This window comes from Novipirellula caenicola (assembly GCF_039545035.1).
GTDB classification, from domain to species: domain Bacteria; phylum Planctomycetota; class Planctomycetia; order Pirellulales; family Pirellulaceae; genus Novipirellula; species Novipirellula caenicola.
The window spans coordinates 1-24393 of sequence record NZ_BAABRO010000032.1 but is presented as its reverse complement, the minus strand read 5'-3'; the positions used below and the strand labels follow the sequence as shown (position 1 = coordinate 24393).

Sequence of the window (24393 nt, the reverse complement as noted above, 5' to 3'; positions counted from 1 at the left end):
TTCCACGATTTGTATCTCTGACGCGTCCGCCGCTTCGAGCACCTGCTCGCGTTCATGTCTATCGTAATAACCGGGGACGCAAAATCCGAATCGTGTTTCCTAAATCCCCTTGGGAACCTGGATCCACTTCGATTTTTAAACGTTGTCCGTCGGCGACCGACAACTCGAAACCGAGTGGTTGATCGTCATTGATCGATTCTTCCCACACCATTTTTTCGTCGACAAAAACGCGTACCGTGGTCTCGGTTGCATTTCGCACCGACTTGTCACGTCGCACCCCGGCGGCAAACGTTTGAAAGCCTTCGTCGATGCGGTATTCGACCGCCGAGCGACCATACAGAACCAAGTCTTGTCCATCGACCGGTTTGGGACCAAACCAAGCATTCAGCATGTTACGATCAAGTTTGGTTTGCACGTATTCGGTGTGCGAGGAAGCAGCCGGTTTGACCGTGGCTAGCAACGAGAGTCCGCCAGTCCAGCGGATCGATTCGATTTGAGCCAGCGGCAGCGTGTGAATGATTCCGCCTGGCAATCTCAGACGCAGCGGGGCGTCCGCCTCGCTGGGCAGCATCTCGGCGACCGACCAACGCGATCCGTACACATCGACGACTTGTATGTCGCCTGGATTGGACGACACCTTGGTCCCGCCAAAGATAACGCCTTCCAGTTTTGCGATCGGGGCTTGGATCTCGTCGCCATCGAGTTCGAGTCCAACGGTATCGGCCGAGATTGACGTGATCACGCCTTCGATGAAATCGAGCGTATCGCCTTCACGGCGGATGGCGATCGTATCGCCCCGACGCTCGTCTTCGAGCTTCGCTAACCAGGCGGGGTTCACCGCCGCCGTGGCCGCGCGAAATCGGATGGCACGAACTTGTTTAACGGGAACATCGAGTCGATTTTGACGTCGCGGTTCGATCGAGAGCGTTTCGTCGGTCAAAGACAAGTCTTGAGCCGCCACTTCCGATCCCGCAGCCAAGATCACCCGCATCGTTGGCCCCGTCTCCTCCGGTTTCTGTGCCGGTGCCAGCGATGACAGTGCGTCAAACCCATACGTCTGTGTCTGCCCGTCCACTTCGATTTTCAGCTCGGCGGTGCCGATGCCTTGGAAGTCGCCTTGGACCGATTGGCCTTCGATCGTCGAAACGCGAACCGGAATCACGCTCAACAGTAATAACAACAGTGTCTGTGTCAGCATCAATGCGACTCGTAGTGAGAATGGAACGTGCCCCGGACCGCCCTATTCTAGCGCAAGACATGCGGATTGTCTGCCACGATCGGACATTGCCATGGTTTTATCGCTCGCGGCCGATCCCCGGTTGGGGGTTAAGTCGCAATAGGTGGGTTGCGGCGGTTTGGCCCCCTTGAACGCTCGATTAGTGGAAGGTCCGCCGCATGCATCGCAGCCTTCCTCGACGTGGCAATTGCCAATCGCCAGTCCGTTTCGCTAATCTGGCATCATGAACAAGCAACGCTACGCAATCATTGGTGCCGGTGCCCTCGGCGGACTGTATGGAGCCATGTTGGCACGGCAAGGGTTTGAAGTCCACTTTTTGCTGCACAGTGACTATGAACATGTCCGCGAGCATGGGTTGAAAGTCGACAGCATTTGGGGGGACATGCACCTCCGCGATCTTCACGTGCACGCCACTGCTGAAACGATGCCGCCGTGCGATGTCACTGTTATTGGGTTGAAAACAACGCAAAACCACCTGCTTGCGGAACTGTTGCCCGCCCCCACTGCTGATGGCGGCGTCGTATTGGTGCTGCAGAATGGATTAAACGTCGAAGCCGACTCGGCAGCCATTGTGGGGGACAAGCGTGTCTTCGGCGGCTGCTGTTTTCTGTGCAGTAACAAGGTCGGGCCAGGCCATATTCGGCACATCGACTTTGGCAAGATTGTGTTTGGCCAATACCGGCCCGCTTCGTCCGCGGGTTCGACTGCGACGCAAAACGACGCACGGATGGTTTCGATCGGCAATCAGATTTGCGAAGACCTGAATTCGGCTGGGGTGCCAACGGAGTTCTCGGACAATCTCGCCTTGGTGCGTTGGCGAAAACTGATGTGGAATATTCCCTTCAACAGTTTATCGGTGATCCTAAACGCGTCGACCAAACAGATCATGGACGACCCCGATGCCTCGGCATTGGCCGAAGCGGTGGTCCGCGAGGTGCATGCCGGAGCGGCAGCGTGTGGCGTGACGATCCCTGTCGAGATGATCGAAAAAACGCTCGAAAACACGCGAAAGATGGTGCCGTACGACAGCAGCATGCGGCTCGATTTTCTTAACAAGCGAGCGATGGAAGCCGAAGCGATCTTGGGCAATCCGCTGCGTGCGGCGAAAGAATCAGGCTACGAAATGAGCCGCGTCGAAACGCTGTACCAGCAGCTGCGGTACATCGATCACACCAATTCTTGATCGATCTCGTCATCAAGCGTCACACCCAGCCCCTGCAACACTGCGGTCAGTTTGGCGTCCAGGGCGTCGAGTTCCATCAGCACTTCGTCCTGGCGACGCTCGAGCTCGTTCAGCAATTGGCCGGGTTCCATCGTATCGACGCTGGAGGTAGGTGTCGGTGACATGGCGAAAGCACACTGGTGATGTAGGGTGAATGCAAAGCAAAGTGCACATGCAAACGCAGCGTCATCTGCACGCGGTTGGGCGTGATGAAGACGAGATTGCGTTTGCTGTGACTGTGCGAAGCATCGGCCAGGTGCTGCCGTGTTCACGAACCGCGTGCCGATTAGTCCCGTCGGTAAAGCGTGGCAAGATTTGTCGTTTATTCCGCTGAAAACGATCAGCGAACCGGTGCCGTTGCGGCTATTCGGTTCAGGCAAGCTGTAGCGAATATAAGGCCCTCGTCCGTGCAGGGTCCGGTCCTGATCGACGGGCCGCGACGCTCGGCGGCTGTTTTCGCTGGCGATCGGTGCGGATGGGGGGACGCACGCACGTTTTGAAGTTGCGCGTTTTTCACAACCCGAAGCGTAAGCGAGAGAATCTCGATATCTTCTCGGTCCCTCGCTGACGCGTCGGGTTTGGATTTGCCGGGAAAAACGACAGTAGCGCAACTTCAAAACACGCACGATGCGGTTATCGCCCGGGAATCGCAGCCTGCAGGCAGATTCCTGTCCAAAAATTCGCTCGGAACGGGTGATTCACCGATTCAAAGCCGGGTGGTTTGCCGATAGACTAAGACTTCGAGCAACGTCTTAGAGGGGCGGTCGCCAAACGTGCACGAAATTGCCGCAGCGAACCCGCTAAGAAACCTGCTGAGAATATTTCGCTGGAAAAAGCTGTTTTTTTTGGCTTGATGGGCATTGCCATCGAGGTAAAGAGGCGGGTAAACTTCCGCACTTCGCTGGCAAAGGCTAGCACGAGAAACACACACATTTCGTATTTGACATTTCCTCGGCCAAATGGGGAGTTAGAAAGATAGCGATGAAATCGGAGACAAAATGGTAAAGTTAGTGGTTCGAGACCGGGAAACCATTCAGGAGGCAGTACGTCGATTCCGCAAGTTGGTTGAGCGCAGTGGCATCAAGAAAGAGATGCGTCGCCGCGAGTACTACGAAAAGCCAAGTGAAACGAATCGTCGCAATCGCCTGCGAGCCGAACGCCGCTCCCGCCGAACCCGTTTGCTAAGCCGATAGTCTAGTCTTGCAGGACGAACCGCCAATTCGTCCTTAGGTATGTCAAGCGTACGGGCGTTTAGCTCAGTTGGCTAGAGCATCTCGTTTACACCGAGAGGGTCGGGGGTTCGAGTCCCTCAACGCCCATTTGTTTTTCCCATACGGGAACGCACAAGCCGCTATTCGCGGCTTTTTTCGTGTCTTGACTTATCCCCCCCTGCCAAAATCACACCTCGTAGTATCCAAGACGGTAGTGGGCAACACTACGAGTCCTTGCTGCTGGCAATAGACAAGGCGGTAGTGGACGAGGCAACGAGTCCCGGCAGCTCTTTCGCGCCCGGCGATCGCATCACGAGGGGCATTTTGTGCCGTTGTGAACTTTGGGAGGTCCAGCGGCACCAGTTTTGCCATCGTTTTGCTGCGATCGTTTAGTGAAGCTGGTAGATGGTGATCGATTCGATCTTCATCTCGCCGACGTTGGCATGCTCGTCGTACGTTGCGAAGGGATCGAAGCGGAGTTTGCCCACGGGCTCGGTCTCCGGAATTGCAAATAGGTAAGCGTTGATTTGGTCCGACTCTCGAAGCGTCCGCTTGCTTTGTTGTTGACCATTGAACCCACGGCCAGGCGATGCCCAAAAGAATTGGCTGGTCGCTCCATCACCGGGCATCGCACGCAACTCGATCGCCAATTTTCCGGTGGCAGGCCGGTCTAGCTTGACTGCCATTTGTGAGTCGTCACCGGTTGCGACGAGGTAGACATCACCGTCTCGCCGCGTGATCTTGACGCCCTTGCGTTCTCCCCAAGCCTCAGCGTCTTGAGGAACCGTGAAATCCCAAGATGCGATTTTCGTGGCTCCGGTCAAGTCGATCTGGTCTGGATTGAGCGAGGTGTCTTTCGGTTCCCCGGTTTTTAGCGCAACGGAGGCGGCTGCGATGCCGCTGCGTGCTGAGAACTTGTAACTGCCCGAAGGTACCGACAAAACCGCGACATCGGCCTGTTGGCGGACGAGCTTGACATGACGATGCCCCGTCAACGCATTGCCGGATTCGGTAATGCTGCTCGCATCCGTCGTCGGTAGGTAAACGGTTGCCGTCGTGTTGGTTGGAATGGTGACGTTCAGCTGGAATTGATCGTCCTGGATCTTCCATTCGCTGCGGATGACGCCGTGAATCGATTCGTAGGAGGCACGCACCCAGTCGATTGGATCGTGCATTGCGTTGCTTGCAGGCGAAGGCGGGCTGGGTCGTATCACGATCTGCTTGAATCCCGGACCATCGGACTGGATGCCTGCCAGCGTGGCAAACATCCATTCACACACCGCGCCAAACGCGTAGTGCGAAAAGGAATTCATCGCAGCGTTGTGGCGGCCGAACGCGTCTTCCTTGGTGTAACTGTCCCAGCGTTCCCAGATTGTGGTTGCTCCGTTGGCGATCTCGTAGCCCCATGATGGGAACTCGCGTGACTGCAGTAGAAATGTGGCCAAGTCATGCTGGCCTGACGCCGAGAGCACCGGCAGCAGCGGTCGCGTGCCGAGAAACCCAGTCGCCATGCGATTGCCGTTGTCGGCGATCATCTGTGCCAAATGCTGTGCGGTGCCTTTGCGTTTTGACTGCGGAACAAGATCACCAAACAACGCGAGAGCTTGAGCCGTTTGCGTATTCACATTCACGCTGCCGTCATCTCGCAAGTACTTGGCTTGGAACGCGGCTTTGGTTTTTTCTAGCTGAGATCGATAGGCGTCCGCCTCGCGATCGCGTCCGATTGCCTCAGCCATCTCGGCCATCATCCGCGCTGAAATCGCGTAGTACACGGTGTCAATGAATTCAAGCGGCGTGTCGGCACCTTGGGCAAGCCAATCGCCCCACGCATTTCCGTGAGCAACTCCCAAGTCATTCACGGCGGTTGCATCACGCCACTTCATGAATCGTACCATCGGTTCCCAGCAATCTTTGATGACTTGCGTGTCGCCATAGAATTGCCAGATCGTCCACGGGCAAATCACGCCCGCATCCGCCCATGCGGAACCGAAATCCCAGCCGTGCTGGAACGGAAACGGAGCGTAACCCGGAAACACGCCGCTGGGACGCTGCGATTCCATCAGTTCGCGTAACCATTTGGTGTAGAACGCACCGATGTCCGCGTTGTAAGCCGCTGTGGCCACGTAAGCCTGCGCGTCGCCGGTCCATCCCATCCGCTCGTCGCGTTGGGGACAATCGGTGGGGAGGTCCAAGAAATTGGCTCGCTGTGTCCAAACGACATTTTTGAACAGTTGATTGACCATCGGGTCACTGCATTCAAAGGTGCTCGTCAGCGGAGTATCGCTGTGCAGGACAAGGCCGGTCACGGAGTCCGTGGTCGGTTCGCCAGGGAAATTCTCAACCTCGACAAATTGGAAACCGTGGAACGTGAATCGTGGTTCGTAGATTTCGCCATCGGGATCACCTTTGCAGGTGTAAAAGTCGGTGGCACGTGCTTTACGCAGGTTTTCGGTCATCAACCGGCCATCGGGATGTAGCATTTCACCGTACCGGATTGTGACTTTGTGTCCCGCCGGGCCTTTGACTTTTAGTCGAATCGTGCCAGCAAAGTTCTGGTTCAGGTTGAAGGTGTAGGTACCTGCGGCGCGTCGGGTCACCGAATTGGCGGGAAGTTCCTCGATGACGCGGACCGGAACACCTGGGAATGCTTCCAATTTGGGACGGACGAAGCCGAGTTCCCGTTCGGTTCCGGTGATTCGAGGGTGTCCGCCTTTCGTTTCTGGGTTGCGTCCTTCGTAGAACGTCGCGGTGGTCTGACCGTTCTGGTTGGCCAAGATCGCATTGTCCCAATCACGGTCGTCGAAGGCGGCGGTCGACCAGCCGGGCATTTCCTTTCGTGCGTCGTATGATTCGCCCATCAACAAGTCGGCTTCCTGGATCGGGCCGTCGCCGGTGACTTTCCAAGTCGAATCGGTGCCGATCGTTTCCCGCGTTCCGTCGGTGTACTCGATTTCAAGCTGTGCCATCACCGCTGGCGTTTTGCCGTAGGTGTAACGGCCATTTTTTTCGGTTCCCATTCCGGTCAACAAACCAAAGCCGACATAGCCGCTGTACCAACCATCGGCGACCCATGCCCCCATCGCGTTGTCGCCTTGCCCGACCATGTTTGTCACATCGTAAGTGTTGTAGTAGGCACGTTGGCGGTAGTCGGTCCAACCGGGCGCGAATCGAGCATCGCTGACGCGTTGGCCGTTGAGATGCAGTTCATAGATGCCAAGTGCCGTCGCATAGATGGTTGCTTGTTTTACTTTCTTGGTGGCCGCGAACGATTTACGGTATTGCCGCGCGGCCGGCAGAAACAAACTCTTGGTATCCGTATGAATTGGATCCTCATCGCGATACGAAATGTACTTTGCCTGCCAATCCGTCTCGTTTAACAGACCCATCGACCATGATGCCGGCTCGCTCCAGACTGCGGTGCCTTCGCTGTCCAGCGATTGAACTTTCCAGTGGCAACGGCTGCGTGATTTCAGCGGTGCACCTTGGTACTTCACAAACAACGTTTGACTCGAGTCGATCTTTCCCGAGTCCCACAGGTCGCCTTCGTTGTTTGCCAGCCTGTCTGCCGAAGAGGCGACGAGGACTCGATAAGCGGTTTGAGCTTGACCACGCGTCTCGGACTTGACACGCCAGCTCAAACGAGGATTTTCAATGTCGATCCCGATCGGGTTTTCAAGGTACTCGCATCTCAAGTCAGTCACGGCGTAATCGGATGCAGCGGCAGATGCAACAAGCGAAAACGTCAGAAGAATGAAGTAGAAAGGTTTCACGGCGGGCACTTCAGGTAGTCAGGGTGAGAAACAGGTAGGTCAGGTGGGGTTGGTATCCGCAGAGGATCGCAGCAGCTTTAGATCTCGACTTCGGCTGCGTCCTTTGGAAGTTCACGGCTCATCCACATAGGCGTCGCAAGGAACCAGCCGATCGTTCCGGCGAGTGCGGTCCATTTCACCGTCGCCAAGTCGATTGTCCCGCCGAAGTACAGCAGGCATGGAACGATAACTGCACTCAGTGCGATCAGCGAAACTATTTTGGCAATCGTGTTCATTGAGTAACTCCTTGGTTGATCGGACCGGTGGTTTGGGTGAGCTTACTGAGTACGAGGTAAATCGCACCACAAGCAATCCAGCAAGGAATCACCGCGTAAGCGGCGAACAATCCTTGAGCAAAAATTAGGTACAGCCCAACGGCGACCGGCAGCAGCCATGCGACCAGAACCGCGACGTTGATCTGGACTCCCGAATGGGTTGCGTATTCCTCGCGGAGCCCAAAGCGTTTCATCAAGTAGAAGTCGACAAAAATTACCGCTCCCATCGGCCCCAGAACGGTTCCGTAGGTGCCGACAAACCCAAGCAGTTGAGCTGACAGATTCGGGAACGCTCCGGCAATCGTCGCGACGGTTCCCGCGACAAGCGTCATCGCCGTACGAGAGCTCTTTGGCAGCACGCCTTGGAAAGCCAAGCCGGCTCGATAGATGGTCGGATTGGCGGTGGTCCACCCCGCGATCACCACGCAGATGATGCCGGTCCAGCCGACGGAATGGAACGCAAGCAGCCCAGGGTTTGCTGATACCTTGCCGTCGGTACCAAGTGCAAGCGTGGGCTGGATCTTGATCAAAGCGGCAAGTAGCAGTCCCGCACAGATCCAGGCCATGTAGTGGCCCAGGAACATGCCGATCGAAGGTGCCCATCCGGAATTTTTGCTGCGAGCAAAGCGAAAAATAGAAAGGTCGGCCATTCCAAAATGCATCGCTCCGTTGCATAGCCAAGCGAATACAACAATTTGCCAAAAACTGAATGATTGAGGTCCATTTTTCTCTTGAACAAACGCAATCGCGTTTGTCCAGAACTTGCCTTCACTGATTGCCGAGATGCTGGTCGCATCCATTTGTCCCAGTGAGACGATGCCGCATGCGGCGAACACCGCGATCATCCAAGGGGCGGCGATGTTGGCCACGCGTGCGACCCGTTCGTAACCGCCCGCAGCCACCACAGCGATCACCACGCCGACGATGGCAACAAGGAAAGTGAACGAGGGATTACTAAGTCCAAACATCGACTTCGGTACGTCAAACGTAATCCCGAATGGAACGCCGACGGCTGATGCCGATACGGTGACCATCGCTCCGGCTAGAAAACAAAACAGCAGTCCGTTGACCAAGTTATAGAGTTTGACCAACGCGCCTCCGGCAATTCGCTCTAATTGGTAATAGAGGGTCATCCGCTTTGCGATGGCGATGGGCGTGACTAAAAAACGCCACGTCAGCACGGCGAGGAAATTGCCTAGCAGCAAACCTAGCAGCAAGTCTTGTAAACTCGCCCCCGCTGCCAAGAACAGCGGTCCAATCATGAACTCGGTGCCGGCAGCATGCTCGCCTGCATACATGCCCCAAAATTTTCCTGATCCAAGTAACGCCGACTCGGGAACAGGTTCGCGTTCAAACTCTCCGCCTGAATTTGAATGGTCTTCGCTCATTGAATTGGATTCTCGTTCTTGTAAGTTTGCGATTTTTTTAATCGGTTCGATGCGAGGCAATGCTAGTTTGGGGCTCGTTCTACGCGGTCACTGCACTCGTTTGGGTTTGGCGACCTGATTGAACATTTGCTTCATATTCACGCACCTTCTCGAGCCACTCGGCTCCGACGGGAACTCCGACCGTTTGGCAGTAGTGATCCCAGACGGCGCCCATCGGCATCGTTTTGTGTTCTTCCATCAACGCCAATCGTGCGGTGTAATCGCCGTCGCGTTCAAGTTGCTGCAGTTTTTCCGTCGGTTCCAAAAGTGCCGCCAGAAGGGCCTTTAGCGCATTTCGTGTTCCGATCGCCCACGCCGCAACGCGGTTGATGCTGGCGTCAAAGAAGTCGAGTCCGATATGGACTCGGTCCAAATAGTCACCGCGAACGATCTCTTGCATGATCGCCTGCAGTTCGTCCGTATAGGTAACGACGTGGTCGCTATCCCAACGCACGCCGCGGCTAACGTGTAGCAGCAGTTCCGGTACATACATTAGCACCGAAGAAATCTTGTCCGACACGACTTCGGTGGGATGGAAATGACCCGCATCGAGGCAAAGCACTTTGTTCCGCGACATGGCATAGCCCATGTAGAATTCATGGGATCCGACCACGTAACTTTCGCTCCCGATCCCGAACAACTTGCATTCGACGGCATCCAGCGTGTGATCCGATGAAAGTTTTTCGGCAAAAATTTCGTCCAGCGACGCCGCAAGCCTCTCGCGAGGATCTTTGCGACTGGCCGGAGTGTCTTTCGAGCCGTCGGGAACCCAGAAATTGTTGATACACGGGTTGCCCTGTGCCTGGCCCATCGCCGCGGCGATCCGTCGACAAGCGATCCCGTGATCGATCCAGAATTGACGGATACCAGAATCCGCGTGCGCCAACGTGAACCCGTCGCTCGCTTTGTCGTGCGAGAAGTAACTCGGATTGAAATCGAGATCCACGTTCTGGCCGCGGCCCCAATCCATCCAACCTTGAAAGTGTTCGACGCCAATCGCGTCACGGTCCACCGGGGTTTGAAATTCACCGTACAAGGCATGCAGATTCAGCCTGTGATTGCCTGGGATCAACGAGTAGGCAAACTCCAAATCGCTGCGAAGTTCGTCTGCCGTACGGGCTCGCCCAGGGTAGTTGCCAGTCACTGCAAGCCCGTTTCCCAACGCACCCGCGTTGCCTTCGAATCCGACAACGTCATCGCCCTGCCAACAGTGCACCGAAATGGCGACATCACGCATGCGGTCCAGTGCCTGTTGCACATTCACCCCAGCAGCCTCGTATCGCTCGACGGCAAGCTCATACGATTTTTGTAGGTTGGCAGCGTTTGTCATCCAGTTATATCCAGTGAAAGAAGTACGAGATCGTTTTGGGGAAATCGCGATTCCGCGAGTTTGCAAGATAGGCCACCGCCGAACCGAAAACCTTGACGATTGCGCCAGCGAATAGCACAATAGGGCCATTTGCTGCAAGCTTTCGGATTCCCGACGATGACGCGGTTAACCGCCTCTCTACTTAATAGCGGCACGGAAACTTACCTTAGGGGCTGTGGCTTTTAATGCAAGTACTTAAGAAACAGGACTGGTTTCATCAGGACGGATTTCCCATTGTGGTCGAGCGCCGCGACCCTCAAGATCCCTTTGGGCTGCATTCTCACGAGTTCTCGGAAATCGTGATCATCACGGGCGGCAAAGGGGAACACATTACCGGCGAAGATTCCTACGAACTTTGCACGGGCGACACGTTCGTCATCGGGCCGACACGTCCTCATGACTATTTGAACATGGACCAGTTGCGGCTGATCAATGTGTTGTTTGACGCAAACGATTTGCCGATGACGCTTAGTGATCTGCACTCGCTGCCGGGGTATCACGCATTGTTCACGCTCGAACCTGCTTGGCGTAAACGTCATGGTTTCAACAGCCGTCTGCAATTGTCTCCGCCCGAGCTTGTGCATGCGATCCATTTGGTGGACCAGCTCGATCAGGAACTGAGCAGCCGCAGTTGCGGTTTTGGAGTGATGGCAACGACGACGTTCTTGCAATTGGCAACATTCCTGTCGCGTTGTTACAGCAAATCACGCAGCCCGCAAAGCAAGTCATTGCTGAGAATCGCAGAAGCGATTTCGTTGATCGAGCGTCACTATGCCGACCCCATCACGCTCGATGAATTGGTTGAAATTTCCGGGATGTCTCGTCGTAATTTCTTGCGAGCCTTCGAGGCGACGATGGGGTGTCCGCCGATTGCGTACTTGATTCGTTTACGGGTCCGGCAAGCGTGTAAATTGCTTTCGCAGACCGACAAGACGATCACCGAGATCGCATTCGACGTTGGTTTTTCCGACAGCAACTATTTTAGCCGCCAATTCCGAGCTTTAATGAAATCGTCGCCGCGGAAATATCGCAGTAGTCAAAGATTCGAACGGGCTGCGACGTAGCCCAAGCACGTCACTGTTCGCTGCAAGGCCCATCCGATCCACGCACGGTTGCGGAAGTCAATCGTCGACGTCTCGCTGCGATGTCAAACCGATCGGTTATCCCGATCTCGATTGGCTCGATGCGAAGCACCAAAAATGGCTTGTTGATTGATTGATTGAGCCGTAACGCGCGTCAGCGGCCGGGTCCCACGCGTCACCCGGTGCCTTACGCCCCACGGCTCACCGTTGCGATTTGCATTTGGATTAAATCAAAAAGCCGAAAACCATTTCCGCAGGTGCATTTTGGGTTCGATCGACGTGCGCCCCCTCGCACCCCTTGCCGATCATCTGCTTTTAAAAATGCATCACCGCGTCATTTCTGCAGGGCTCGCAGTCGTTTCCTCTGCGAAACATCTCATCACTATTCCGATGTCATCACTTGTGCCGGGGCTACTGATCGTCCGGCTGCCTTGATGTGCTTTCGCAGTTCGGCAAGCGAGAGGCAGCGATCGTAAATCGCAATCTCGTCGATCTGTCCGACGAATTTTCGGTAGACCGACGTCGGGTAAACCTGCCCCACCAAAATTTGGACGTTTGGGCTCAGCGGCACAGGGTTGTTTCGTTCCGCTGCGAGTTGTCCATCGACCCACAGAATTTGGCGATCCCCTTTTTTCGCGGCGACGACGTGTTGCCATACCCGAGCTTGGTACTGTCCATCGGAAAACAGGCTGGTCGCGCTGATTGGTTGCGATGCACCAAGTTGGCGATGAACAAAGCGAAATCGGTTGGCCGGCGAATCGCTCAAGCGATGCGTAAAGTAGTGCTGGGCGGTGGTTTCAAGCATCATCGTATGTTGATAACGCCCATCCTCGAGTTCCTCGACATCGTGCAAACAGAGCACTTCACCGTGGTGGAATAGCTGCGGCTTGACCCACATTTCGATGGTATATTCATCGAGAGGTTCTTGCGGCCAAGGTTGCAGGGTGCGGAATGCCGATGATGTCGACGTCCCTAGTTCCGCCACCCGGTTCTTGCCATATTGACGCCAACTCGGGATGCCCACCACCGTCGCATCCATGCCCGCTGCGCTGCCTTGGTTTTTGACAAACTGAGGAAATTCGCCTTTGAGTTCTTCGAATCGCCAATAGATGCTTGGCTGAGATTCCAATACGGCGTCAACGTATCGTTCCCCGATATTCAGTGGATCAAAACCGGGTGATCGAGCCGAAACAAAGTTCGCCTCCGAGGCATTGAACTTGACAACCGATGCACCTTCTCCCGGCGTGAGGGATAGACGCACCGCTTCTCCTTCTTCCAGGAAAATTTTGCTGGCGTTGAATGCCGCTTGATTGGGTTCCACCGACACACGTCCAGTGAATAGATGCACTTCCGTTTCGGATTCACTTGAAACCAATCCGATCGAACTTTGCCCATCAACGATAATCCTGCCTATCGCGGTATCGACAGTCACGTTTCTGCTGCCAGTCCCGAGCGTCTTTGCGGTCATCGAGCCTTGCAGAAGTCCAATTTGGCCGTCGACGCCGATGGAAACGCTTGCGGGGCCCTCGATTCGTACCAGTGCTTCCCCCGGAGTGTCTTCGCCAATTCTTAATTCCGCAATGCCTTCGACAAGCTTCAGGATCTCACCCGAGCTGATCGGTTCTCCGATCGTGGGGACTAAGTCGCCGGATGAACTCCACACACATGCGGTCATCGAAACCAGCTGTGGTGGCTTGGCTTGGGAACTGTGCTGGGCAATGAATTCATTGGTAAACGTCGATTGGCTCGGTGACGGTTTGGCAAACGACCATGCCAGGGATGCGATCAACAGATGGCTGGCAGCCAAACCGACCCACCAATAGGCTTTCGTCCATCGATCAGAATGACGCGAGGATGTATCGGGGCTTCGCGATGATTCCGCGTTGGTGGTGGATGATGTTTCGTTCGAGTTCGCCAAGGACGTTACATGGGACGCAGTCGTCAAGCCTGCGTCGCGATGGCCGCTAAGTTCGCGATCGAGTGCCGGAGCTTGGCTGAATGCTTCGGATAGAACCTCGGCCATTGGCAACGAGTCGAGTCTGCCTGAGTCGCTGAAGGCGCAAAGCTGGTCAATCAGCGCGGCTGCTTCGGCGGCACCGCCTTCGGAGCAAATCAGCTCATTAAGTTCGGCGATCTCGGATTCGCTCAGCGATTCCGACTGCGATTTCACGATCAGGGTGCGTAGTGTTTGCAATGGGTGGTTGTCCATGTTCATGAAAGTGCCTCAGTGGCAGAGCGTTGCACGCATCGTAATAGCATCCCGTGTACTTTACTCAATTCACGGTAGATCGCATGAGTCGAGCGACCGAGTCGATTTGAAATTTCACCGACGCTCAAACCTTCGAAGTACTTTTGGCGGATCAAGTCGTGATCCGAGGCCGGCAGCTTCTTTAGGCACTCTGACAATGCGGTTCGGCGCTCGCTCAGCTCAGCCGAAATGGGCATGGCCGCTTCGGCCAAAGCCTCGAGCGCATCGTCGCTGAGCAGTTTGATACGACGCTTTGATTCGCGATGTTTCAGCGTTTCGTAATGTGCGATACGGCAAGCCCAAGCTGCGAAATTGCCTGTCGGATCGTACTGCGAGAACTTTTGCCACAGCACCACACAGGTCAATTGGAAAATCTCTTCGGCATCATCCTGGTGATTCATCGTAAGGATGCGAATGAACGACATCACCTTGCTCGAGTGCATCGCGAGCAAGCGAACGAATTCGTCTTGGGATCGTTCCTCTTGGATGACCGTTTTCCTTGTGCAGTGGAGCATCAAACTTGATGGCGTAAGTTGAAGTGAACCGGGTTAGCGCGACTCATTCTTATTCCCGAAGCTCCGCCTTCATTTTGCGATCATTCTTTTGATTTTCTTAAAAAAGGAGGCGAATTCGGCGAAAAGCGGGAATAATTCTCAGATTTCGCGCGAAGAACTTCAAGAGGGACGGGAATCACTCCATACGAGGGCCTTGGTACGCGGCGGGTTGAGTGTCGCGTTTTGCTTTGTCCTCCTCTTCTCTCTTCTCGTATTGGAGTTATTCGAATGAATCGTCAGCGTACTGGATTCACTCTTGTCGAATTACTGGTCGTTATCGCGATCATCGGAGTCCTAGTGGGATTGTTGCTGCCGGCGGTGCAGGCCGCTCGAGAAGCGGCTCGGCGTATGAGCTGCAGTAACAATTTCAAGCAAATCGGCTTGGGCATTCACAATTACCATTCCGCGTACAAGGGGTTGCCGGTCCATGGTACCGGTACCGATCGACCCGCGGGACAGCAGATTTACGCGGGTGACAATAACGGAACGAGTATCAACCGGCGTGGATCCTTTTTAATTAGCGTGCTGCCGTTTATCGAGCAACAGGCGCTTTGGGAACAGATTTCAAACCCACTCAATGTGAAGGCGAACGGTTCTGCGAAAAACCCGCCTTGGCAGGCCATGGGACCGGGGGTAGCGCGAATTGACTATGGGCCTTGGGCGACAAACATCGCGTCGTTCCGATGCCCGAGTGATCCAGGGCAAGGGCTTCCGGCACTTGGTCGAACCAATTACGGGGCGTGTATGGGTGATTCGTCCGTGATGTCTCGCGAAGGCAAAGTATTCGTTCACAAGGTATCCAGCGGTGCAACCATGCCCTATACCGCGAACAATCAAACCCAGGCGACACGTTCGCGAAAGGTTCATCGAGGCATGTTCGTGATGAACAGCCGCATGAGATTCCGCGATACGCTTGATGGCTTGGCCAACACCGTGATATGTGGCGAATTGACGACGGATCTTGGGGATGCGGATGTGCGAACGTCGTTCCCGCAAGATCCCGCTTACAACGATAAAAATGGTCATGGACGCGCCGAGTGCCGGAAAAACCCAAGGTTCATGGACCAGTTCCATGATCCTGAGCGACCACAATTCTGGAACGCGGGTGCGGGAGGTTCAGTAAGTGCATTGCTGGGACGTGGATATCGCTGGCATGATGCGATGCACTTCTTTACTCAAGTGCACACGATCCTGCCGCCCAATTCGGGAATCTGTACCGGCGGACGTACCAGTAACGACTCGATGGTCACCGTTTCCAGTCGTCACCAAGGTGGAGCCCACGTCTTGATGGGCGATGGAGCGGTGAAGTTCATCACCGATTCGATTGAAGCGGGTAATAGCAACACGGCAATGATCTCGTATCACGGATCGCCCAAAACGGTTGCAGGCGCACAAAGCCCCTACGGACTGTGGGGCGCCCTGGGAACTCGTGCTGCCAAGGAAGTCATTGACTCGGAGTTCTAAGGTTTTGAAGGTGACGCCCTTGTTGGCGAAATCGATTTCCAACTTGGATCAATTTTCAGTCTCGTCGCCAGTCATGCCGGCGAGGCTGCCACGGCGGTTTTTAGTCATTCCCTAAGATTTAGGGACTTTTGAGAAATACACAAATTCATAAAGAGGAAGCGAGGATTACAGATGAAAGCGACAGCAACATTTTGCCTGCTGCTGGCCAGTGTGTTGGTCGGTTGCTCGACGTCCGAGTCAAGCTCGGTTGCCGACGGGCTCAGCCAAGAGCAGATCGACGACTACAATGCGCTCGTTGAGAGGGAAGCGAAGCTTGCAGCGGAAGCCGGTGATATCGGCGCGCGTGAGTAGCGAATCGGCCGCTGCACGATAAATCAATCGAAGGCTGATGTGGTTTCTCGCATCAGCCTTTTTTCGTGCTTAGCCGTTTCGGTTGGTAGTTCTTTCAGCACAACCAAAAACGTTCCTTCGGAAGCCTCTCGAGAAGAAATCGACAATTACAATCAGATGCTCCAACGTGAGGCCGAGGAAGCAAAGCAATCCTTCGACGACAATAAGTCTAGCCGTCGAACTCGTTGCCCTTTGTGGAAGTGACTAGAATTATTCCGCTTTTCACGTTCGTTCCCTCTCCCGATTTTTCATAGATCCCCAAGGCCTAGACGATGTTGAAATACTGCTCCCTTATATTCGCGGTGATCGTGTCGCTCGATGTGTGCAATGCGAAAGAAGGTCCTGAAACGTCGATCTCAAAACCGGCTATCAATCATGACGGTCAATCCGGTTTTGAAGCAATGCTTAGCCGCGGGTACACGCCGCTGTTTAACGGTAAAGACCTATCTGGATGGTGGAATCCCTATCCACACGGAGAAGCCAAAGTCGTTGACGGTGAAATCCATCTGATGGCCAACGAAAAATTCTTCTTGGTCACCAAAAAGAAATACTCGGACTTTCGTGTCAGTGTTGAAATCCACTTGCCCGAAGGAGACGCCAATTCGGGAGTGATGTTCCGATGTCACGTCGACAAGGACGCAGAGAAGAAGGTCTATGGCTATCAAGCGGAATGCGATGGGTCCGATCGGCGTTGGTCGGGAGGGCTTTTTGATGAATCCCGACGAAGATGGATTTGGCCAAGCACGAAGGGGCGTTCGCAGGATCAATTCCTGGAGCACGAAGAAGAATCGAAAGCGGCATTTGCAGATCCAACGATCGCCGGTGCATTAAACCGTCACGGTTGGAACCGGTTTGTGATCACCTGCATTGAAGATCGTATTACGATTGAACTGAACGGAGTGCCGACGGTCACGTTCCGCGACACTGTTGATGCATCCGGTTACATCGGTATCCAGCATCATGGCGAAGATGACCAAACCTACCGCTTCCGAAATCTGTTCATCAAAGAATTGCCGCAGATTCCTGCAGAGGACTCGGTTTCGCTGACCGACCAAGCACCAGTGTCGGTCAAAAAAATTAGCGACAACATCACGCTTGTTGATTTTGGCAAAGTCGCCTTCGGAAACATTGCCATGCGGGTTCCTCAAGGGGGACGCGGAGAGGGCAAGGTTCACTTTGGTGAGAAGTTGAAGGATGGCCGGATCGATCGCGAACCACCAGGGACGGTTCGCTACGGAGTGAGCCAATTTCGAAACGGCAGTGGCGAGATCGGAACGTGGATCGTGCCGACTCCGGTCGATGTGCGAAACACGGAACAGGCCGGTGCAACGCGAGCTCATCCGCCCGCGGTTTTGACACCCAAGTCTTGGTTGCCGGTGATGCCGTTCCGCTGGGTCGAAATCGAAAATTGGCCCGGTGAGTTCAAACCGGAATACATCGTCCGCCGCGCCGCGTTCGCGACTGGCTGGAATGACGACGCAAGCTCGTTTGAGTGTTCCGACGAAACGCTCAACAGAATTTGGGAGCTGTGCAAATACAGCATCAAAGCAACGACGTTCGCCGGCGTCTACGTGGATGGTGACCGCGAGCGGATTCCGTACGAAGCTGACGCGTATTTGAATCAATTGAGCCACTACACGACCGATGACGACGTCGAGATGGCGGCGAGATCGTTTGACTGGTTGATTGAAAATGGAACTTGGCCATCGGAATGGGCGCCCCATATGGTTTTCATGGCTCACGCCGAGTGGATGTATTCCGGCGATGATGAGTGGTTAAAACACCGCTACGAATCGCTGAAAGCAAAAACGTTGATGCATCGAAGTGATGACGACGGTTTAGTTCGCAGCAACGAGATGGATCGCACAAGGCATGACATCGTCGATTGGCCGCAGAAGGAACGCGATGGCTATGTGTTCACGGAAATCAACACGGTCGTGAATGCGTTTCATATCGAGGCACTTGAGCAGATGGCCGAGATGGCTGGTGCGATCGGAAAGGACGAGGACGCTAAGGCTTTTGAAACGCGAGTCGAGCTGGCGAGAGCATCGTTCCAGAAAACGTTGTTCGACGAAGCTGAGGGAATCTATCGCGATGGCATCGGCACGGATCACAGCAGCATCCACGCCAACTTCTTTCCACTCGCGTTTGGTTTGGTGCCCGAGGACAAACGTGCGGGGGTTATCGCCTGGCTCGAAAAACAAGACATGCATTGCAGCCCCTACGCGGCACAGTATTTTATGGACGCGCTGTTCAGTAGTGGTAGCGATGTAAAGGCGATTGCGTTGATGACCGCCGATGGAGATCGCAGTTGGAAGCATATGGTCAACAGCGGAACGACGATCTCCTGGGAAGCCTGGGACCTGAAATACAAGCCGAATCAAGATTGGAATCACGCCTGGGGTGCGGCACCGGCGAATCTGTTGCCGCGATACGTGTTGGGCGTGCAGCCGACAGCTCCAGGCTGGACAACCGCGATCATTCGCCCTCACCCAGCCGATCTCAAGCACGCTGGCGGCAAGGTCCCGACGTCGCAAGGACCGATTCAGCTCGATTGGCAGAATAAGGAAACGTTCACGATGTCGCTCAGTCTGCCTGAGGGGATGACGGCCAAGATCGATCTACCCGCGGCCGACGGCACGACTGGCGTGTACGTGGACGGAGAAAAAGTTGCGGCGAAGCAAGTCGGCGACCGCTGGCTCGTAGAAAAGGAAGTCCGCGGTGAGATTGAGGTTGAAGTCCAATAAATCATCCTCTCTCCCTGCAGTCACACCGCCGCGGTCGAACTGTTCGGCCGTGTGACGCCGCCGATTCGCTTGTCGGGCGAATCAACCTCATCACGATCGAAAATGAACGTTTCAACTTTAAGAAGGGGCAGCATCATGGACCGACGTAAGTTTCTCGAATCGATGACCGCTACATTGGCTGGGATCTCACTGGTGTCTCAAAGCACCTGGTTGCTTGCTGTTGCCGGCGCAGCAGAACACGATGATGCCGATGCGACTGCCCATCCCAATCATTATTTCGACAAGCTCACCAAAAGCTTGTTGGTGGATTGGTGCGACGGCATGATCCGGCGGCAGGTGAACGATCCCGGCGATCCGAGTCGTCATGGCGCGTTGATTTGCCCTGCATGCAGCCATATCCATGGTCGCTGTAGCGATGCGTTGTATCCGTTTTTGCATCTGGCGCACGTGACCGGCGACAAGAAGTATCTCGATGCCGCGATCAACGTTTATGACTGGGCCGAAAACAATGTCAGCCAACCCGATGGAAGTTGGACCAACGATATCAATCCGAAAGCGTGGCGAGGAACGACGATCTTCGGTGCGATCGCGCTTGCCGAAGCCCTGCACTACCATGGCGAAGTGCTCGACGACGAGCGGCGAGCTGCCTGGACAAAGCGGCTTGACGAAGCCGTCGGCGGTTATCTCTATCGTGATTTCAAGAAGATCGATTTCACGAACCTGAACTACGGGATGACCGGGGTTTACGGTTTTCACCTGTTTGGTCGACTGTTGGGTAACCCAAAATACACGCAGCGAAGCGAACAGTTCGCCAAACGTGTTAAAGAGTTCTTTACACAGCCCAATTCGTTGCTGTGGGGTGAAGGCAAACCGAATGACAATCGCAGCGGGCGTGGGCTGTTGCCGGTGGACCTCGGTTACAACGTCGAAGAATCACTTAACGGAGTCGTGCTTTACGCACTCGACGTCGACGATAAAGAAATGCTGGACCTAGCCGTCAAGGCACTAAACGGTCACCTGGAATTCATGTTGCCCGATGGCGGGTGGGATAACAGCTGGGGCACCCGTTCACAGAAATGGAGTTATTGGGGAAGCCGCACGTCGGACGGGTGCCAGCCGGCATTCAGCATGATGGCTGGCTACAACCCCGCGTTTGGCACCGCCGCGATCAAGAATGCCGAACTATTGCAGCGATGCACCGCCGACGGACTTTTGCATGGAGGCCCGCACTACGTGTCGCACGGCGTTAAACCCTGCATCCACCACACGTTCGCTCACGCCAAGGTGATGGCATTGGTGCAAGACAAAATGCACGCGATGCCCAAAGTCGACAGCAGCACGCCGCTGCCGCGTCAAACCGCTGACGGTGTCAAGCACTTCCCTGAACTGGACGTGTGGCTGGCGGCTCGCGGTCCGTGGCGAGCCACCGTTTCAGCATACGATTCGATCTACCAAACCAAGAAATCAGGCCTGCTGCAGCAACCAACTGGCGGCTCGCTCTCGGTGCTCTATCACGAAAAAGTCGGTCTGCTACTCGCGTCGAGCATGGCACGCTTCGAGATGGTCGAGCCGCTGAACATGCAACCGCAGCCTGGCGAAGATTTCCCGCTGACAACCCGCGTGGAAAGTCGACGCGAGGACGGTTGGTACACGAACTTGTACGACTTGACGGCCAAAGTGACCGCCAAAGACGATGGGCAGAAGATCGGCATTCAAGTCGAAACTTCGCTGCAAGACGAATCACGCAACAAGCTCGCCGGTGATGACTCGGCATGCGAACTTCGTTATCAGTTCAGCGGCACGCAGGCAATCATCTCCGCTTCCGTTTCGCCTCAGGCAGTGGAGGGGAACGAGGCGACGTTGGTGCTTCCGATCGTTTCGCCATCGGGTGAAGAAGTCCGGCAAGTCTCCGAGACACGCATCGAAATCGTCAAGCCGCAAGGCATCGTCGTCGTCGAATCGAATGCGGTTGTGTCGATCAAGCCCACTGATAAGGACCGAGTCTTCAACATGGTCCCTGGTGCCGAAGCGATTCCAATTCTGATCAAGCTGTCCGGCGACAAGCCAACGGCTCATTGTCAAATCTCGGTGCTCTCGTTGCCAAAGTGAAGGTGGGTCGATGAATTCATGCAGCCGAATCCAACCGAACTGGTTCCATGCTATGAAGCCCTCAAACGACATCGTTCACACATGGTTGCTTGCGACTTTCGTGGCTGTTTTATGGATTCCCGCGAAGACGCAAGCACAATCATCCGAAGCTCTCGCGGCGAACGTCTCGAGCTCCGTTCGTGCTCCCGCCGGTCGACTCGCGATCGTCGCCGATGGCAACTCGCCGGACCCGGATGACATCGGCGCGACCGCGGTGATTTTCGGTTTGCTAAAAGTGTCAGGACTGAACGATCGGCTCGTGCATTTGTCTCACTGCTGCGACCTAAAGCCAACCGCTCGCATCTCTGCTGCGGATGAGCTGCGACGGCAAAACGTGTTGACTCAGATCTGCAAAGACGGCGTGAATCGATTCGGTCCTTTTCCGAATCTTGCTGGCACATTTAATTGCCGCACCGATCAACGACGGGCCGTAGACGATTTGCGAGACGCGATCAATCAATCCTCTGCGGACGACCCGCTGTGGATCATCGAAGCCGGAGAACCGGACATTATCGGTTTCGCTCTGAAAGCAGCTGATCCGCCGCGCCGCCAATATGTGCATGTCATTTCGCATCATCCGGCGAACGACAACGCGGGTGACTTTTTCACCTGGCAACAGATCCTGGATTTCGGCATCACCGAACACCAAATCGGTGATCAAAACGTCGGCCTAAAAACGGCAACTGATCGTTGGAATTGGGCGAAGGACCATGACGACGAGAACCTGCGGTGGATCTGGAAGCAGCTCGCCTACGCCGAACAGGATGGTGTCGTCAAGTTCCAAGCGAACCACTTCGATTGCTCCGATGCCGGAATGGTATACTGGTGGATCACGGGGGCAGACCAAGGCGGGAACAACCACGCTACTCCCGACGAAGTCAAGGCGATGCTGCTGATGTCTGCTCACTGATTTTGCATCCGCGTCCCTCAATTTCTTGGGCTCATCGTTGTTTGTGTATAGCAGTCTTGGTCCATGCGCGTTGCCGCTGGCGGTCGACAGCAACGTGGCTACTTATGTTGGGGGGATCGCCCGCTAGGGCTCATGCATCAGTAGCGGATGAGTGTTAGCCCCAGGATGCCTCTCTGCGGAAACTTGCCGCAAAAAGGATCGAGATTTCGATCGCTTGCGTTTCACGGATGGGGCGAGAAGTGCATCGCTACTCGATTGCCGGATCACAACGCTATACTGAGGTGAAATCGCTCGCCTCGAAGAAAAAAGGTAGGACTTGTGAGACTGGCAAACTTTGTACATTCCGAGAAACTGAAGAAACGCGAGTTCGAGGCTCGGCTTCCGGCTCTGCGCGCGGAATTGTTAGAGGTGCAGAACTCGCTTCGCAAAGCGGATTTCCCTGTCATCGTTCTGTTTGCCGGGGTGGATGGCGCGGGCAAGAGCGAAATGGTCAACTCGCTGAACGAATGGATGGATCCTCGATGGCTGATCAATCGCGCATACGCTAGGTCATCCGATTCCGACGCGGAGGTCGAGCGGCCGGTCTTTCGTCGCTATTGGCACGACCTGCCGCCTCGTGGACAGATCGGGTTGTTCTTGAGTGCGTGGTATTCGCAAGTGTTGCTGGGATCGGTCGCTCAAACCGTTTCTGAATCCGAGTTTCCGAGGCATGTGGAACGGATTCGTCGGTTTGAACGGACGCTGGCAACCGATGGTGCGTTGATCCTCAAATTTTGGATGCACCTGGACAAACGGCGGCAAAAAAAACAGCTCGAACGGCTCGAAGCGAATCCTTTAACCGCTTGGCGTGTGACGCACACGGATTGGGCGCATTGGGCAATGTACAACCGGTTTGTCGTCGCAGGCGATCAAATCATCGACGCCACCGATACCCCGCTCGCACCATGGCGGGTCATCGACGGTGCCGATCAACGATACCGATCGATTGCCATCGGACAGCACATTTTGGATGCGATCAAAAAGCGTTTGGATGGGGCTACACCGCCCCCCGTGTCGACGGACTACAGTCCCAGTCCCGTGAATTGGTTATCCGGAGTCGATTTAAAGCAGGCTCTCGACAAGAAGGAATACCGACAGCGGCGAGAGCAGGCGCAGGGTGACCTCAATCGGCTATGTCGACAAGCCAAACAACAAAAGGTGTCCAGTGTCCTGGTCTTCGAAGGCTGGGACGCCGCCGGCAAAGGGGGCGCGATACGACGGATCTTGCGGGCACTTGATCCAAGGACTTATCGAGTGATCCCGATTGCAGCACCAACCGAAGAGGAACACGCGCAGCACTACCTGTGGCGATTTTGGCGTCACTTGCCCAGCGCCGGAAACATCACCTTCTTTGATCGTTCGTGGTATGGACGAGTGCTGGTCGAACGCATCGAGGGGTTTGCTCGGCCCGACGAGTGGAAGAGGGCCTATAACGAAATCAATGAGTTTGAGCAGGAGTTGGCCGAAAGCGGCATCATGATCTGCAAATTTTGGTTGCACATCGACCCGGAAGAACAGATGCGCCGGTTCGAAGAACGCAAGACGACACCTCATAAAGCGTGGAAGTTAACGGAAGAGGATTGGCGCAATCGGGAAAAGTGGGACGTGTATGAATCCGCCGTCAACGACATGATCCAGTACACCAACACCTCGTACGCCCCTTGGACCATCGTCCCGGCAAACGACAAATACACCGCGCGAATTCATGTGCTCGAAACCGCTTGCGAACGCCTGCAGAAGACACTGAGTGATCGTCCCCGAAATTAGAACGATCTTCCGGTAGCTACCTTCGCCAGAAGGTGGTGATGCGCCATGGTTGCCGACAATCCACGCTCTGACGAGCGTAGTTACGCAGGAACCCAATGCCGTGAACGATCTTCCGGTAGCTGCCTTCGCCAGAAGGTGGTGATGCACCATGGTTGCCGACAATCCACGCTTTGGCGAGCGTAGTTACGCAGGAGCCCAACGCCGAGAACAATCTTCCGGTAGCTGCCTTCGCCAGAAGGTGGTGATTCGCCATGGTTGCCGACAATCCACGCTCTGGCGAGCGTAGCTACGCAGGAACCCAACGCCATGAATGATCTTCCGGTAGCTACCTTCGCCAGAAGGTGGTGATGCGCCATGGTTGCCGACAATCCACGCTCTGGCGAGTCCTCATTCCGCTTCGCGGCACCCTAAATAATGAAAACGGCGGTTAGTGTATAATTTACGATGGCTGACGTGTGAGTTGGGTCGCAGATCGTGCTCCACTGGCGTCTAGA

18 protein-coding genes and 1 tRNA gene are annotated in these 24393 nt (G+C 55.0%); 11 read left to right on the top strand and 8 right to left on the bottom strand.

Annotated elements, in window-relative coordinates:
• Positions 1-58 precede the first annotated feature (58 nt).
• Positions 59-1198 carry an NPCBM/NEW2 domain-containing protein gene (locus ABEA92_RS30030; RefSeq protein ID WP_345689339.1) on the bottom strand — a complete coding sequence of 380 codons (1140 nt, stop codon included), beginning with the start codon at positions 1196-1198 and terminating at the stop codon, positions 59-61.
• 262 nt (positions 1199-1460) lie between these two features.
• Between ABEA92_RS30030 and ABEA92_RS30025 the strand changes: the two genes are divergently transcribed.
• Positions 1461-2420, top strand: coding sequence for a putative 2-dehydropantoate 2-reductase (locus tag ABEA92_RS30025; RefSeq protein ID WP_345689337.1), 960 nt, complete (start codon positions 1461-1463; stop codon positions 2418-2420).
• On the opposite strand, the gene ABEA92_RS30020 is transcribed toward ABEA92_RS30025, so the two are convergent.
• Positions 2405-2584 (bottom strand): hypothetical protein, encoded by a 180-nt coding sequence (locus ABEA92_RS30020; protein ID WP_345689335.1) that lies wholly within the window; start codon positions 2582-2584, stop codon positions 2405-2407. The two genes, ABEA92_RS30025 and ABEA92_RS30020, sit on opposite strands and share 16 nt — an antisense overlap.
• A 139-nt stretch (positions 2585-2723) precedes the next feature.
• Here ABEA92_RS30020 and ABEA92_RS30015 point away from each other — a divergent pair, with 139 nt between their 5' ends.
• The 3 genes from ABEA92_RS30015 to ABEA92_RS30005 all read left to right on the top strand — a co-directional run bounded on the left by ABEA92_RS30015 (position 2724) and on the right by ABEA92_RS30005 (position 3778).
• Positions 2724-2846 (top strand): hypothetical protein, encoded by a 123-nt coding sequence (locus ABEA92_RS30015; RefSeq protein WP_345689333.1) that lies wholly within the window; start codon positions 2724-2726, stop codon positions 2844-2846.
• Positions 2847-3457: 611 nt separating this feature from the next.
• Entirely contained in the window at positions 3458-3652 is a 195-nt protein-coding gene (rpsU, locus tag ABEA92_RS30010) for a 30S ribosomal protein S21 (RefSeq protein ID WP_081614312.1), read from the top strand.
• A gap of 52 nt (positions 3653-3704) precedes the next feature.
• Positions 3705-3778: transfer RNA gene (locus tag ABEA92_RS30005), tRNA-Val, on the top strand.
• Between the two features lie 281 nt (positions 3779-4059).
• Here ABEA92_RS30005 and ABEA92_RS30000 read toward each other — a convergent pair.
• The 4 genes from ABEA92_RS30000 to ABEA92_RS29985 all read right to left on the bottom strand — a co-directional run bounded on the left by ABEA92_RS30000 (position 4060) and on the right by ABEA92_RS29985 (position 10511).
• Positions 4060-7440, bottom strand: coding sequence for a family 78 glycoside hydrolase catalytic domain (locus ABEA92_RS30000; RefSeq protein WP_425572523.1), 3381 nt, complete (start codon positions 7438-7440; stop codon positions 4060-4062).
• 77 nt (positions 7441-7517) lie between these two features.
• Entirely contained in the window at positions 7518-7715 is a 198-nt protein-coding gene (locus ABEA92_RS29995; protein ID WP_345689331.1) for a hypothetical protein, read from the bottom strand.
• A complete protein-coding gene (locus tag ABEA92_RS29990) occupies positions 7712-9142 on the bottom strand; it encodes a purine-cytosine permease family protein (protein WP_345689329.1) in 1431 nt (476 codons plus the stop codon). Before ABEA92_RS29990 ends, ABEA92_RS29995 begins: the two co-directional genes overlap by 4 nt.
• 79 nt (positions 9143-9221) lie before the next feature.
• Complete coding sequence (locus ABEA92_RS29985; RefSeq protein WP_345689327.1) at positions 9222-10511, bottom strand: L-rhamnose isomerase; 1290 nt, start codon at positions 10509-10511, stop codon at positions 9222-9224.
• Positions 10512-10735: 224 nt separating this feature from the next.
• On the opposite strand from ABEA92_RS29985, the gene ABEA92_RS29980 reads away from it, so the two are divergent.
• On the top strand, positions 10736-11614 hold the full coding sequence (locus ABEA92_RS29980; protein ID WP_345689325.1) for a helix-turn-helix domain-containing protein: 879 nt from the start codon (positions 10736-10738) through the stop codon (positions 11612-11614).
• Between the two features lie 400 nt (positions 11615-12014).
• Here the strand turns inward: ABEA92_RS29980 and ABEA92_RS29975 are convergent, their stop codons facing one another.
• Positions 12015-13847: a LamG domain-containing protein gene (locus ABEA92_RS29975; protein WP_345689323.1), complete on the bottom strand. Its 1833-nt coding sequence runs from the start codon at positions 13845-13847 to the stop codon at positions 12015-12017.
• Positions 13844-14395, bottom strand: a complete 552-nt coding sequence (locus ABEA92_RS29970; RefSeq protein ID WP_345689321.1) for a sigma-70 family RNA polymerase sigma factor — start codon at positions 14393-14395, stop codon at positions 13844-13846. Before ABEA92_RS29970 ends, ABEA92_RS29975 begins: the two co-directional genes overlap by 4 nt.
• 267 nt (positions 14396-14662) lie before the next feature.
• On the opposite strand from ABEA92_RS29970, the gene ABEA92_RS29965 reads away from it, so the two are divergent.
• The 6 genes from ABEA92_RS29965 (at position 14663) to pap (ending at position 23899) form a co-directional block, all read left to right on the top strand.
• Positions 14663-15898, top strand: a complete 1236-nt coding sequence (locus ABEA92_RS29965; protein WP_345689319.1) for a DUF1559 family PulG-like putative transporter — start codon at positions 14663-14665, stop codon at positions 15896-15898.
• 171 nt (positions 15899-16069) lie between these two features.
• Positions 16070-16249, top strand: a complete 180-nt coding sequence (locus tag ABEA92_RS29960; protein WP_345689317.1) for a hypothetical protein — start codon at positions 16070-16072, stop codon at positions 16247-16249.
• Positions 16250-16689: 440 nt separating this feature from the next.
• Positions 16690-19035, top strand: a complete 2346-nt coding sequence (locus tag ABEA92_RS29955; RefSeq protein ID WP_345689383.1) for a family 78 glycoside hydrolase catalytic domain — start codon at positions 16690-16692, stop codon at positions 19033-19035.
• A gap of 135 nt (positions 19036-19170) precedes the next feature.
• Positions 19171-21144 (top strand): ulvan lysase-like protein, encoded by a 1974-nt coding sequence (locus tag ABEA92_RS29950; RefSeq protein WP_345689315.1) that lies wholly within the window; start codon positions 19171-19173, stop codon positions 21142-21144.
• 52 nt (positions 21145-21196) lie between these two features.
• Positions 21197-22093, top strand: coding sequence for a hypothetical protein (locus ABEA92_RS29945; protein ID WP_345689313.1), 897 nt, complete (start codon positions 21197-21199; stop codon positions 22091-22093).
• 318 nt (positions 22094-22411) lie between these two features.
• A complete protein-coding gene (pap, locus tag ABEA92_RS29940) occupies positions 22412-23899 on the top strand; it encodes a polyphosphate:AMP phosphotransferase (RefSeq protein ID WP_345689311.1) in 1488 nt (495 codons plus the stop codon).
• Positions 23900-24393: the final 494 nt, after the last annotated feature.